Source organism: Mesorhizobium sophorae (assembly GCF_002270415.1).
GTDB lineage: Bacteria > Pseudomonadota > Alphaproteobacteria > Rhizobiales > Rhizobiaceae > Mesorhizobium > Mesorhizobium sophorae.
In genome coordinates, this window is record NZ_NNRI01000022.1 from 230,626 (window position 1) to 244,304 (window position 13,679).

At 61.7% G+C, this 13,679-nt stretch carries 10 protein-coding genes and 1 tRNA gene; 5 read left to right on the top strand and 6 right to left on the bottom strand.

The window, feature by feature from the left end:
• Positions 1–1,257 carry a threonine ammonia-lyase IlvA gene (gene ilvA / locus CGZ66_RS32180; RefSeq protein WP_095090734.1) on the bottom strand — a complete coding sequence of 419 codons (1,257 nt, stop codon included), beginning with the start codon at positions 1,255–1,257 and terminating at the stop codon, positions 1–3.
• 203 nt (positions 1,258–1,460) lie between these two features.
• On the opposite strand from ilvA, the gene CGZ66_RS32185 reads away from it, so the two are divergent.
• From CGZ66_RS32185 to CGZ66_RS32195, 3 genes are all read left to right on the top strand, one after another.
• On the top strand, positions 1,461–2,864 hold the full coding sequence (locus tag CGZ66_RS32185; protein WP_095090735.1) for an aminopeptidase P family N-terminal domain-containing protein: 1,404 nt from the start codon (positions 1,461–1,463) through the stop codon (positions 2,862–2,864).
• A gap of 86 nt (positions 2,865–2,950) precedes the next feature.
• Positions 2,951–4,024 (top strand): alpha/beta hydrolase, encoded by a 1,074-nt coding sequence (locus CGZ66_RS32190; RefSeq protein WP_095090736.1) that lies wholly within the window; start codon positions 2,951–2,953, stop codon positions 4,022–4,024.
• A gap of 141 nt (positions 4,025–4,165) precedes the next feature.
• The gene (locus CGZ66_RS32195) at positions 4,166–5,329 is read left to right on the top strand and encodes an alpha/beta hydrolase (RefSeq protein ID WP_095090737.1); all 1,164 of its coding nucleotides are present in this window, start codon (positions 4,166–4,168) and stop codon (positions 5,327–5,329) included.
• Between the two features lie 24 nt (positions 5,330–5,353).
• Here the strand turns inward: CGZ66_RS32195 and ade are convergent, their stop codons facing one another.
• Both ade and CGZ66_RS32205 read right to left on the bottom strand, forming a co-directional pair.
• Positions 5,354–7,171, bottom strand: coding sequence for an adenine deaminase (ade, locus tag CGZ66_RS32200; RefSeq protein WP_095090738.1), 1,818 nt, complete (start codon positions 7,169–7,171; stop codon positions 5,354–5,356).
• A gap of 105 nt (positions 7,172–7,276) precedes the next feature.
• Complete coding sequence (locus CGZ66_RS32205) at positions 7,277–7,654, bottom strand: SecDF P1 head subdomain-containing protein (RefSeq protein WP_095090739.1); 378 nt, start codon at positions 7,652–7,654, stop codon at positions 7,277–7,279.
• Between the two features lie 185 nt (positions 7,655–7,839).
• On the opposite strand from CGZ66_RS32205, the gene CGZ66_RS32210 reads away from it, so the two are divergent.
• Complete coding sequence (locus tag CGZ66_RS32210) at positions 7,840–8,505, top strand: outer membrane protein (RefSeq protein ID WP_095090740.1); 666 nt, start codon at positions 7,840–7,842, stop codon at positions 8,503–8,505.
• A 729-nt stretch (positions 8,506–9,234) separates the two neighbouring features.
• The gene (locus tag CGZ66_RS39565) at positions 9,235–9,882 is read left to right on the top strand and encodes a hypothetical protein (RefSeq protein ID WP_143748923.1); all 648 of its coding nucleotides are present in this window, start codon (positions 9,235–9,237) and stop codon (positions 9,880–9,882) included.
• Between the two features lie 429 nt (positions 9,883–10,311).
• Here CGZ66_RS39565 and CGZ66_RS32220 read toward each other — a convergent pair whose 3' ends face one another.
• The 3 genes from CGZ66_RS32220 to CGZ66_RS41165 all read right to left on the bottom strand — a co-directional run bounded on the left by CGZ66_RS32220 (position 10,312) and on the right by CGZ66_RS41165 (position 11,976).
• Positions 10,312–10,695, bottom strand: coding sequence for a hypothetical protein (locus CGZ66_RS32220; RefSeq protein WP_143748924.1), 384 nt, complete (start codon positions 10,693–10,695; stop codon positions 10,312–10,314).
• A 201-nt stretch (positions 10,696–10,896) separates the two neighbouring features.
• Positions 10,897–10,981: transfer RNA gene (locus CGZ66_RS32225), tRNA-Leu, on the bottom strand.
• A gap of 365 nt (positions 10,982–11,346) precedes the next feature.
• Positions 11,347–11,976: a hypothetical protein gene (locus CGZ66_RS41165; protein WP_245331332.1), complete on the bottom strand. Its 630-nt coding sequence runs from the start codon at positions 11,974–11,976 to the stop codon at positions 11,347–11,349.
• Between the last annotated feature and the right edge of the window lie 1,703 nt (positions 11,977–13,679).

The following is a 13,679-nucleotide window of genomic DNA, read 5'->3' on the forward strand; positions in this document are numbered from 1 at the left end:
TCATATGATGAACCCGGCCAGCGTCTCGTTGTCGGTGATATCCTGGTACTGGACGCCTTCGGCCTCAAAATTGGCCTTGAGCAGGTCGAAATTGCGGCGATCCTTGGTTTCGATGCCGATCAGCACCGAACCGAAATTGCGGGCCGATTTCTTCAGATATTCGAAGCGGGCGATGTCGTCGTCGGGCCCAAGCATTTCAAGGAAATCGCGCAAGGCGCCCGGCCGCTGCGGAAAGCGGATGATGAAGTATTTCTTCAGGCCCTCGAAGCGCAGCGCCCGCTCCTTGACGTCGGGCAGACGCTCGAAATCGAAATTGCCGCCCGAAACCACGGCGACGATCGTCTTGCCCCTGATCTCCTTCCTGGAAAAATCCTTCAGCGCGTCGATCGCCAGCGCGCCGGCCGGCTCCAGCACGACGCCTTCGACATTGAGCATCTCGATCATGGTCGCGCATAGCCGGTTCTCCGGGATCAGCCGCACCATGTCGGCCGGGAAATCCTTGAGATGCCGCAACGGCTCGCGGCCAATCTCGGCGACCGCCGCGCCATCGACGAAATTGTCGACCTTGGCGAGCTTCAGGCGCTTTCCGGCAATGAGGCTCTCCCGCAGGCTAGGCGCACCGGCCGGCTCACAGAAGACGAAGCGGGCTTCGCGGCCCTGATCGGCGAAATAATGGGTGACGCCGGCGGCGAGCCCGCCACCGCCGACCGGCAGCATGATGATGTCAGGCATACGGGCGCCCGGCATCTGGTCTGATATCTCATAGGCGACAGTCGCCTGGCCCTCGATGATGTCCTTGTGGTCGAAGGGCGGCACCATGTGGGCGCCGGAACTTTCGGTGAATTCGAAGGCGGCGCGGTAGCAATCGTCGAAAAAGTCGCCGACCAGCCTGATCTCGACGAAATCGCCGCCGAACAGCCTGGTCTTGTCGATCTTCTGCTGCGGCGTCGTCACCGGCATGAACACGACGCCTTTCTTGCCGAAGTGGCGGCAGACGAAAGCGAAGCCCTGCGCATGGTTGCCGGCGGACGCGCAGACGAACAGTTCAGCCTCGTTGCCGGCCGCAAGCGTCTTGCGGAAGAAATTGAAGGCGCCACGGATCTTGTAGGAACGCACCGGCGACAGGTCCTCACGCTTCAGCAGCACCCGAGCCCCGGTCTTTTTCGACAGGTAGTCGTTCTCCTGCAGCGGCGTTTCCGGAAAGATCTGGCGGATCGCGGCGGCAGCGGTGGCGACACGGGAAGAGAAACTGTTCATCGGAAAACCACCTTGCACCGCCTGTTATCCGCAGACCTCTATCATCGATCGGGCCGCGCTCCGGCTGTTGTTGCACGCGCTACCGTCGTGCGGCCGATCCCGCCTATTGCATATCCGGGGCCCCGACGCCATTGTCCTGCCAGTCTTGCCCCTCTGCAACGGGCATTCGCAGAATCCTTGCAAGCACTTGGAGGCGTTTGTTCATGCCTGTCGCATCGGTCGGCCTGAAATCCATGTCGCTGCCGGAATTCGGCGAGCCGACGGTGATGCCGCTGGTTGCGCGCGCCACCCACGAAGCCCGCATCGCGGCGTTGACGGCACTGGGCGCCAAGGCCGGCCTTGATGCCTTCGCCATCTATGGCGACCGCGAACACGCGGCCAATGTCGCCTATCTCTCGGGCTATGATCCGCGCTTCGAGGAAACGCTGCTGGTCATCGTTCCCGGCAAGCAGCCAAGGCTTCTCGTCGGCAATGAAGGCTGGGGCTATGCGGAACTCTGCGATGGGCCATACGAACGTGTCCTCTACCAGACGTTCTCGCTGCCGGCGCAGCCGCGCGATCGCTCGGACGCGCTGCCCGACATCCTCGCCGGTAGCGGCCTGAAGCCCGGCCAGCGCATCGGCGCCATCGGCTGGAAGCCGTTCGGCGCGGGTGACGCTGGCTTTGGCGAGACGGCGCTCGACCTGCCCTCCTTCATCGCCGATACGTTGCGTGCGCTGGTTGGCGACAAGGGCGCGGTCGTGAACGCGGCCAACCTGCTGATGAACCCCGCCGACGGGCTGCGCGCCATCAACGAGGCCGACCAACTGGCTGCCTTCGAATTCGCCGCGACCTTCACGTCGCAGGGGTTGCGCAATGTCCTGCAAGGCATCGAACCCGGCATGACCGAATTGCAGGCGGCCCGCTTGATGGGCATGAACGGCTTGCCGCATGGCTGTCATCCGATGCTGTCGGCGGGCAAGCGCGCCGCCTACGGCCTGCCTAGCCCGCGCCTCGACATCATCAGGCGTGGCGACCCGATCACCATGGCCTATGGCATCCAGGGTGCGCTCAATGCACGCGCCGGTTTCCTCGCCGAGAAGGCGTCCGAACTTCCGCATGCCATCCGCGACTATGTCGAAAGACTGGTCGCGCCCTATTTTGCCGCTGTCGTCGACTGGTACGAAGCGATCGGCATCGGCACCACGGGAGGCACGCTGTGGAAAGCGGTGCATGGCCGCATAGGCGATCCCTTCTTTGGTGTTTCACTCAATCCTGGCCATCTCGTCCATATCGACGAATGGATGCATTCGCCGGTGTTTTCCGGCTCCGACATCAGACTGCGATCGGGCATGGCGCTGCAGGTCGACGTCATCCCGGCGACCGGCAGCGCCTATTTCACCACCAATATCGAGGACGGCATCGCGCTCGCCGACGAGCCTTTGCGCGAGGAGATCGCGGCGCGCTATCCCGAGGCCTGGAGCCGCATCGAGGCGCGACGTGGCTTCATGGCGGATGTACTCGGCATCCGCCTCAAGCCGGAGGTGTTGCCCTTCTCCAACATTCCGGCGTTTCTGCCGCCGTTTTGGCTTTCGCGCAACAGTGCGATGACTGTGACCGGGCGCTGACCACATTTCGGCTGGACGCGACTTAGTTCTGCCGCACTCTGGCTGTCGGGGGTGGCAGGCCTTTTGGCCGGAGTTGGAATTTCTGAGTGCCTTTGAAGAATATCTTTGCCATTGTCCTTGCCTTGCTCGTCGCCGGCTGCGCCGGTACGCAAACACAGGAACTGCTTGGTAGCGCGATCGTCGCGACGCCGGTGACGGAGATCGCCGGCAACCACAGCATCTTCATCGCGACGACGCGCAAGAAATCCGACGATCCCAACAAGGTTTTCGACGGTGAGCGCTCGGCCACGCTGAATTACGCCCGCGTCACCGTCACAGTGCCAGGCTCCCACCAGACCGGCCAGATCGAGCGCCGGTCGCGCGGCAAATCCGACGACCCGGCGAAATATTTCATGGCGTCCGAAGTCGTCGGCTACGACGCACAGCCGAAGTTCTCCAGCGCGCTCAACGCTGACATCGCGGCGCGGGGCGGCCGCGTCATGGTCTTCGTTCATGGCTACAACACCGGTTTCGATGATGCCGTCTACCGCTTGACGCAGATCGTCCACGATTCCGGCTATCCGGGCACGCCGGTGCTGTTTTCCTGGGCCTCCGGCGCCAAGACCACCGACTATGTCTATGACAAGGAAAGCGCCAGCGCGGCCCGCGACCAGCTCGAAGTGACCTTGAGGATGCTGGAGCAGTCCGGAGCGCGGCGCATCGACATCGTCGCCCATTCGATGGGAACCTGGGTGACGATGGAAACGCTGCGCCAGATGGCCATCAGCGGCGACCGCGATCTCGGCGGCAAGCTGGGTGACGTGGTGCTGGCCTCGCCCGACATCGATGTCGATGTGTTCAAGAGCCAGATGAGGCGCTACGGCAAGCCTGACAAACCATTCATTCTGCTGTTGTCCGACGACGATCGGGCACTGAGGCTTTCCGGCCTGATTGCCGGCTCGCGGCCACGCGTCGGCGACTACAAGGATGCCGCCGATCTTGCCTCCTACGGCGTGACCGTGGTCGATCTTTCGAAGGTCAAGGGAAGCGATAGCTTCAACCACACCAAATTCGCCGACAATCCCGAACTGGTGAAGATGATCGGCCAGCGGCTGCGCGACGATGACGGTTTTGCCAGCGATCGCGACGTGACCGATCGCATCGGCCTGCTCGGGCAATAGACGAAATCCCACGATTTTGCCGTGCCTGTTCAGCATTGCAGACGTCTAGGCTCACTTTGAACTGGACCGCGCCGCGCTCTGGCTTTATCGGAATATCCAGCGACGTCATGCGCTTGACGTCCCCCTTTGCGGAGCCGGCGTGTGACCGTGCGTTCGAAGAGCTACCTTGTCGTCGCATTCGCGCTCGCTGTCGCCGGCTGCGCCGGCCAGAAAACCCATGATCTGCTGAACAAGACGACGATCACGGTGCCCGCTTCCGACATCGCTGCGACGCATGAGATCTTCGTTGCCACCACCCGGCAGAGGGCAACAAAGAACCCGCGACAGGTCTACGACGGCGACCGTTCGCTGACCACCAGCTTTGCCCGGGTCGACGTGACCGTTCCCAAAAGCCATCAGCTCGGCGCCATCGAGCGGGTCAAGGGATCCGCAAACAGCAATCCGGCCAAGGATTTCACCGCCAAGGACGTGACCTTCTATGAAGGCGCGCCGCAATTCGCCAAGGCGGTCGGCGCCGACATCGCCATGAGCGGCGGACGTGCGCTGGTTTTCGTGCACGGCTTCAACAACGGTTTCGACGACGGCATCTATCGGCTGACGCAGATTGCCCACGACACGAAATATCCCGGCACTCCGGTGCTGTTTTCCTGGGCGTCAAGCGGCAAGACGACCGGTTATATTTACGACAAGGAAAGCGCCAACGCGGCGCGCGACGACCTCGAGGCGACGCTCAGGATGCTGGCCAAGACGCGGGTCAAGAGCATCGACATCATCGCTCACTCGATGGGAACCTGGGTGACGATGGAAGCGCTGCGGCAGCTCGCCATCACCGGCGATCGCGATCTCGGCGGCAAGCTCGGCTATGTCGTCCTGGCCTCGCCGGACATCGATGTCGATGTGTTCAAGAAGCAGATGATCCGCTACGGCAAGCCAGACAAGCCGTTCGCCATCCTGCTTTCGGGCGACGACCGCGCGCTCAAGCTGTCTTCCCTGATCTCTGGCGACAAGCCGCGCGTTGGCGATTACGGCAATGCCGCCGACCTTGCCAGCTATGGCGTGGTCGTGGTGGACCTGACCAAGACCAAGAGCGGCGACCGTTTGAACCATGCCAAATTCGCCGACAACCCGATCCTGGTGCAACTGCTCGGCGACCGGCTGCGCACACCGGCCGCTCTACGAGCGGACGAGCCCGACGCGGTGCGGTTCGATGACATCGGCCAAGGTATAGGCAAGGCCGTCGGCTCGGTCGCCGAGGTCGTGATCACCACGCCGTTCAAGGTGCTGACCGTCGGCGCTGGCGGGTGATCAGCCGAGCGCCAACGGCTGATCTCAGACGAAAAGATCGACCTTCTGGAACGTCGTCACATCGATCAGCCCGACGTCGGAAATCCTCAGTTCCGGAATGACGACCAGTGCCAGCAGCGAGTGCTGCATATAGGCGTTGTTCAACGAACAGCCCATCTTGCGCATCGCTTCGGTCAGCTTCTCGGCCTTGGCGGCGACGATTTCCGCCCGCTCGTCCGACATCAGCCCCGCGATCGGCATTTCGACCAGCGCCAGTTCCTTGCCCTTGGAGAACAGCACGACGCCGCCGCCGACCTCGCCCAGTCGATTCACGGCCAGCGCCATGTCCTGCTTGTTGGTGCCGACGACGATGATGTGGTGCGAATCGTGCGCCACGCTGGAGGCCATGGCGCAATCGCCCATGTAGCCGAAGCCGGAGACGAAGGCGTTGGTGACGCCGCCTGTGCCCTTGTGGCGCTCGACCAGCGCGATCTGGCAGATATCGTTGCGGCGATCCATGGCGACCAGCCCGTCCTCGACCGGCAGATCGGCCTCCAATGCTCTCGTCGGCGCCTGGTTCTCGATGACGCCGATGACGCGCACGCGCACCTCGTTGGCGCCCTTGGGAGCCGCGATGTCGAAGTCGCCGGCCTTGAGTTTCTTGCCGAGCTTGACGGTGTTCTTGGCCGTCTTCGGGTAGTCATAGGCTGGAATGTCGATTTCGAGCTTGCCGCCCTTGGCCAGCCTGACGCCACGCGCATAGACCTCATCGATGGTCATCGCCGAGAGATCCGAGACGATCAGCAGGTCGCCCAGCCGGCCCGGCGCGATCGAGCCGATCTCGCGTTCGAGCTTGAAATGCTGGGCGGTGTTGAGCGTCGCCATCTGGATTGCCGTTACAGGCTTCAACCCTTGTTGGATGGCGTGCCGCACCACCCGGTCCATATGGCCTTCATGGACCAGCGTGCCGGAGTGGCTGTCGTCCGTGCACAGGATGAAGTTGCGCGGATCGATACCGCTCTCCGTCACCGCCTTGATCTGCGTGGCGACGTCATACCAGGCCGAGCCCAGCCGCAGCATCGCCTTCATGCCCTGGCGCACGCGCGCAATGGCATCCTCGGCCCGCGTGCCCTCGTGGTCGTCTTCCGGCCCGCCGGCGACGTAGCCGTGGAACGGCAGGCCGAGATCGCGCGAGGCATAGTGTCCGCCAACCGTTTTCCCCGCTTTCACGGTCGCCGCGATCTCGCCAGACATGACCGGGTCGTTGGCGGCGACGCCGGGGAAATTCATCACTTCGCCCAGCCCGATGATGTTTTCCCAAGTCATCGCTTCGGCGACATCAGCGACCGTCAGCTCGGCGCCGGCATGTTCCAGCCCTGGTGCCGAAGGCACGCAGGACGGCATCTGCACATGCACATTGACCGGCATCGCGACGGCTTCGTCATGCATCAGCCGCACGCCGGGCAGGCCCAGCACATTGGCTATCTCGTGCGGATCGATGAACATCGAGGTGGTGCCGTGCGGAATGACGGCGCGGCAGAACTCGGTGACCGTCACCATGCCGCTCTCGACATGCATATGCGCGTCGCAAAGGCCGGGAACCAGATAGCGCCCGCCGGCGTCGACCACCTTTGTGCCCTGACCGATGGCATGGCTGGCGTTCGGCCCGCAATAGGCGAAGCGTCCGCCGGCAATGGCGATGTCGGTCCCGGCGATGATCTCGCCCGAATGGACGTTCACCCAGCGGCCGTTGCGGATGACGAGATCGGCGGGTTTGCGGCCCATGGCGACATCGACCAGCTGCGTCGCCATCTCGGTCCAGGGTTTGGGTTTCGTCGCATGCGCCGATGGCTTCTTGGCCATGAAAGACTCCTGTTTGCCCGACTGTGCCAAGCCAGTGTGGTTTTGACCAGCATCAAACTGGGACCTGTCGCGCCATGACAAAGGCTGTCCGGCCTTTCACGAAGGCTACCGCGCGCTGACGTCGACAGTGACTTTCGACTTTCCGGCCGAAATTTGTTCGGCGAGACGCCTGAGTTCGCCCTTGGCGAACCTGCCGCTGATCATGACCTCGCCGCCGAGGATGGGTTCGACCAGCCGCGGCGACATCACGACGTTGCCGTCGACGCTGAGATCAATCGTCTTCCCGACATTCGCCTTGGTGAAGGCGGCGAATGCCCGCCCACTGTCCGGCGTCATCTTGAGGTTGAGCGCCATTTGTCCTGGCTCCGGATCGGGTACCACCACGACCTCGGCGATGGTTAGCGTCAATGGCTCGGCCATGGCGAGACCGCAGGCGAACAGTCCGACGGCTGTTGCAGCGATCGGGCCAAACAGGACGCGCATCGGGAATTTTCTCCACAAACCGCCGATCTTGCACGGCGACGCTGCCGCGGCAATGCCGCTTGTCTCCGGCCTGGCGGCACCGGGCTTGCGGGCGGCATCGGCCAGAATAGGATTCCGTTTTGTCGTAAATCGGGTTACCCTTCCTGCAAGGGCCTTTCTGAATTCGTCATTTCGGGGAGTTCGATGTGCATCGCCTGATGGTCGCAACTGCCGGTTTTCTCGCTGCCCTGGCCGTGCCAGCTTCCGCAGCCGACCCCACCGTCGACATCCCGATGACCGCGCCCGGCTTCGACTGGACCGGCTACTACGCCGGCCTGCAGGCCGGCTATGGCTGGGGCCAGTCCGATATCACGGGGACGGGGGGCGAGCCATTTTCCGTCTCGCCCGACATCGACGGCGGTTTTGTCGGCGGCCATATCGCCGGCCTGTGGCAGTTTGACCAGGCAGTGATCGGCGCCGAGGCCGACCTCAACTACTCCTCGGTCGACGGCACGACCGAGGCGGAGCCGGGAAACACTTTCGGCACCGACGTCAAATGGTTCGGATCAATCAACGCCAAGGCCGGCTACGCAATGGACCGGCTGCTGGTCTACGGCATCGGCGGCATCGCCTTTGCCGGCATCGAAACGTCGCAAGCGACAGGCACGGCGTTCGACAGTTCACGCACGAGTGTCGGCTGGGCAGTGGGTGCCGGCGTCGACTACGCGCTGACCGACAAGTTCGTCGTCGGCGCCCAGTATCGCTACTATGATTTCGGCTCGGAGCATTTTGACGCGTCCGGCGATTTCACCGACCGCGACCAGGATGTGAAGTTGAACACGGTCGGCATAAATTTGAGCTACAAGTTCTGAGCCTCGCCAGCGGCCTGGCGCGACCCGGCCAAGGCCGTGGCTCAAGGAGTTCTTTTGGTGGAAGGGGCGGCCGACGCCCCCAGTTGGGCGGGGTGATGGGTTGGGCTGAGAAGCGCCGGCCTGGGCGGGTTTGATCCGCCGAGTAGTATCATACCAGTACCTCCGGCGCGCATAATTCCGTGATCGCACCAGTACGATCAAACCGCCCGGTCTGGCTTCCGTATTCAGACTTGACCAGGAACACGACTTGACGGCCCGCATCCTGACATCTGAAAGAAGGCTGGCCTGCGGATGTGGTGGAATTGGTAGAGGCAAGGGATCTTAGATGCGAGCCAGCCCATCCAGACGTGTCCTTCACAGTCTTGGCCAGCCTTGTTTTCCGGGCTTTGCAGGCGCGACCTGAGCCCGACATATCTATCAATCCCTACCCTTCCCTGCTCTTCCGGTGCCAATTGCGGTGCCAAATCAAAAGCCCGCCACCTTGAGGCGGGCCGTTGGCGGCGCGGTGTACCTCATCCGGCTGTACCTCATAGAGCCATCTTGCATTTCGCGTTCTTCCCTGCACTCCATCGGGAGCGGCCCGCTTCAGGGGAACGCTCAAAGCTGGTTGACCAGGGGAGAGGTTGACCAAGATTTGTTCAAGTGCCACGAGGGATGTACCTCGTGTTTCCGCCTTGAAGAGGCCCGCCGTCGTTAGCCAGGCGGGCCAAGACGAGAAGGAGAACGAACTTGGACACCTTATTGGCGCTTGCCGCTCTGGCCGTATCTCTGGTTGCACTTGGCATGTCCGTCTTCTTCTGGAGGCGACAATTTCGCCCGATCGTAACGGCCGCGGTTAAAACTCACAGCGGCGGGAACGATGGGATCGCCTACAATCTCGTGGTGCTGAACTCTGGATCAATTCCCGCGAAAAATATCCGCCTGATCGTTCACGACCAGGCTGGCCTCAAAGCGGCGCTCGGAGTCGGTGCCAATGAGGATGCCAAAAAGCGGTGGCTGGCGTGTTTCACTCAGTCGACGGAAATTCCACTCCTCCAAAACGGCGATAAGACGACCTGCTCATTCGGGATGACACACAGCGATCCGCGGCAAAGCTTTTGGAAACCGCAAGCCCAGTTTTGGATCCGTATTGAATATGAAGGTTGGTTCGGCGCCAAGTACGATTCGGACCCACTTAACGTTTTGCAGATCGCCGATTCGGACAGCTTCACCGGAGGGATGTGGGCACCGGTCAGAAACCCGCCACCAGGGACAGCGGGAACCTCTCAAACTGGGTCGAAATTGGGATCCCGTCCACCGTCCGGCATTCCTCGGGCATCTCCCCAGCGTCCCGTTCGCCATCCTCGATCCACGCGGTATCATCGACCTTCATCGTGACCCGCTGATCGGTTCCTATGGTCCAGCCGATTGATGGCTGGTCTGCATCCTTGTCGTGCGGCTCGCCCAGCACTTCGCCGCCGTGCTCGTTTTCAGCTTCGCACTCGTCTTTGCTTGGGAACGTAGCGTGCTCCCCGCCCAGCGCTTCTGGGTGTTATCCCGAGTTTCTCATGGAAAGGCCCACTGATCGTCCCCACGGGCTTTCCCGTGACGTTGATGGCGTTCGCAGGCGCCCATGCTCGCAGTCGCTATCCGGCTCATAGTCGCTGCATGGCGCTACGCGATCGATCGACTGGGAAAGCCGGCCGGAGACGAAGCCGCCCTACCGTCGAGTTTCCCAAGGTGGGTTCCACGACCTCAGACACACCCGTGCTTCCGCACTGATCGCCAGCGGGCTCGATGTGGTTGGAAGCGAGTTCGACCAGTCAACTAGTAGACTGCAGTGTCCACGATTGACAGGTTGCCCATCGTTCCACGAGACGGAAGGACGCTAACATCAAGTCTTGTCGCGTACTCCGCCCCCTCGAAGCTGCGAAGGAGCCTATGACGCTTGACCGTTAGCTCCCAAATCAGCCGGTCATCCTCCATGAGGCAGTAGTGTGGCTGCAACCCTGGAGGGATGTGTTTGGGTTGATCGGGTAGTCTCAGAAGGTCGAACAGCACTTTAACCCTGTTGTCGACATCGGCAACGTCGCTTGCCACCGACAATCCACCAGCCGGTTCATAAAAATGGACGTCCATCCTGATGAACAATGACGCGCGTTCACTTGCAACCACCACGAAGTCCAGCCCGTGTCGTTCGAAGGTGGCCACGCCCTCCCACGTGCTTTCATTGTAGGGCTTAGACACCCAACGCTTGTGGTCAAGAAGGGGGCTAGTCTGCCAGAGGCGAACAAGCTGGTGGTGCATTTGGGTCCGGAAGTCGACGGCAAAATTCGAGTGCGGGCCACCTTTGTTGCCTGACGGTATCCGCCCCAAGAAGAACAACTCAAATCGCATAAGCAAATAACCTGGTGGTGCGGGCGGCGGGACTTGAACCCGCATGGCCGAGGCCTCCGGATTTTAAGTCCGGTGTGTATACCAATTTCACCACGCCCGCAGTCGCCGCAGATTTAGTTGGACCCGCCCTGTTTGGAAAGCGCAAAAGGCGTTTCCCACATCAGGAAAGCATGTGGGAAATTAGCGGTAATTTCCTACAATCCGTGGAGATTTGTGGGAAAATTGGATGTGCAAAGCCGTGCTTTGTAGCGACCTAGCAGAAATCCAATAGACTTAAAATCCCTCGATCTCTGATCGTACGGGTTCGATTCCCGTCGTCCGCACCACTCTTGGCTCACACGCCTCCAGGCAAAAGGCTCCCTCGGACGAACCAGGGACCGCAGCCAAACGGCTGCCGGCGCGCAGTGTCACGCCAGCGGCTTAGCGAAAAGGCTGTTCGGGGCCTCTGCGGTGAGGCGAGCGCCCTTACTTGATATAAACCAGCACGTAGCGGCCCTTGTAGGGCTGGTAATACTTCGTCCCGCATTTCCAGACCACGGCGCCACCGTTGTAGGTGGTCTTCACGCATCCTTTGGGCAGGGTCGTGATGTAGATGGTCGTCCTCTGGATCACGACCGTCTTTGCTTCCGCCGGGTTGACCAGGCGAAAGCCCAAACTGCCGTCAAAGCCGTCGCCGGCCACCGAAGAGATCGCGAGCACGCCACAGATGGCGACCGCGCGAAAGAACGAACTGCGACTGATCATAAGCATTCCCCTTCCCTTTACTTGCCGCTCTGGCAGCCTACCAGCAACGCGCAAAGCCTCAAAGGACTTAAAATCCCTTGAGCTTTGATCGTGCGGGTTCGAATCTGTCGTCCGCACCATGTTGAAATCAGCGCTCAATGGAGAAGCCCGCCACGGTCGGGCGGCGGGCCCTTCGTCGCGCCCGTGCGATCCGGACTTCTTATCGCCATTTGGATTTGGTGCCGGGGCCTCTCGCACGTCTCGCGGTGGCGGATCGACATGTTCAGGCTCCGGCGATGCTTCCTTGTCGGGACGACGGAGTGTCTTCTTCGTGTCAGGCTTCGGTGGCGGATCGTTGACTCTGCTTGGCATGTCCACTTCCCCCATCACTGAAACCGGATCTCTTGTTCCGTGAGCCAGTCAAAAGGCTCGCCATGTGAGGCACGGCTGTACCTCATCCGGGTGTACCTCATAGAGCCATCTTGCATTCGGGGTTCGTCCCTCACACTCCGTCGGCAGCGGGCGCGCTTCAACCTTTCGGTGGTATCCCTTCATGCGGATGCGCTCTGGCTCTCGCATTAGCGTGAGCGCATGCTTCGGGTTAGCCAGCACAGCGCCTCCTCGAGCCCGGACTGGTTAGGCCCAGCGGCCACCGCTGCTAGTCCCCTAGCAAGTCGCTGGGCCGCCCCGGCAAAAATCCAATCCCGTCAGCGCATCACCTTCGGCGCGATCTCCGCGATCATCACCTTGTCGCCGAGCTCCCTTGCCGCCCTCGCTTTGGCCCTGACTCTGGTGGTCCAGCACGGTCCGCCAATGCAGCTTCTCGAAAACGCTCACCATCTAGGTTGCGGCCGGTTTGTGCTCCACCTTTTGCTACTTCCTTCGTTCATATGGGTGTGTTCCCCTTATATTAGCGGTAGCATATATATCGTCGCCAGCCGGCGCCGCCCCAACCCGCCCCGCCGGTCAGGCCCAGCCGCCTAGCTGCCGGTCACAACTAGCAACCAGGCCGCTGGGCCGCCCCGCCCCGGGTCGTGTCCCACCGCAAAGTCGGTATGATCCAAACGGCGAAAATGCCGGCTCCGCGCCACTCGCTGAAATCGCCAGACATGTCCCGCACCCGTTTCCCAATGCATCGACTCGCGATCGGGCCGAGCCTGTCGATCAGCGCCTGGACATCGACTTTGTGGATTTGCCGCACAGCGGCCAATAGCAGGGGAAAACGTCCGAACAGGCTTCTGTTGCAGGGTAGCTAATATTAGGGTTGGCTTCAGCCGGCTTGCCCAACAAGAAGCCCCAAGCCGGTTAGGCTCGGCGGCCTCTCGTCACCCCGATCGGCTGTCGAGCCGCATGAAGGCTGATGGCTGAATGAAAAGCCTCGCCGCTCCATTTGCGAAGCGGCGAGGCCCCCACCCACCCCAATGCCGGCCCCAACACCCGGCATTGCTGACACTGCAAATCTGGTGCCAAGCGCAAGTGACCCATTACGGGACATTTGCGTGCGTCAGCTTGGGAGGCCGTGGGCCAGGATTGGTCCGGCCGGAATCGCGCGTGGGCGCAGGCGTGGCACGGTTCTTGCTCCGACAGCTTCAGACATGCCGGGCGCAAGACGCTGTTCCACATCGACACCGGCGTGTGAGGTTGGGACAATGATGTCGCGCAAGCTTCTGTTCGGCCTTCCCGCAGTGTTCCTGGTCACGGCCCTGGCGGTAGCCCTCTTGTCGTCCGAGATGTCATGGGAATTTCTGACGGCGATCCAATCCGATTCGGTCTTTTGTTCAAGCGGTCCATCACGCGAGACCGTATCGGCGTCGGCTTCAACGTCACGGACTTTGCCGTCATGTGGATAGCTCAGCCAAAATTCGGAAACGAACAGCGTCCCGCAGCGTCTTACCGAGATTGGGTCATGGCACGCTTGGCCTTGATCACTCGGTTGGCATCGGCTTTTCGCGAATTCGTTGCACCGCGCTATCGGCCAGAACTTCACTATATGCGCGGCCCCGGCCCAGCCTCTGCACGCCGGGCGCGCGAACGCTGAATATCCACGGCCAACCGCCCCTATTCGGCCATCGATC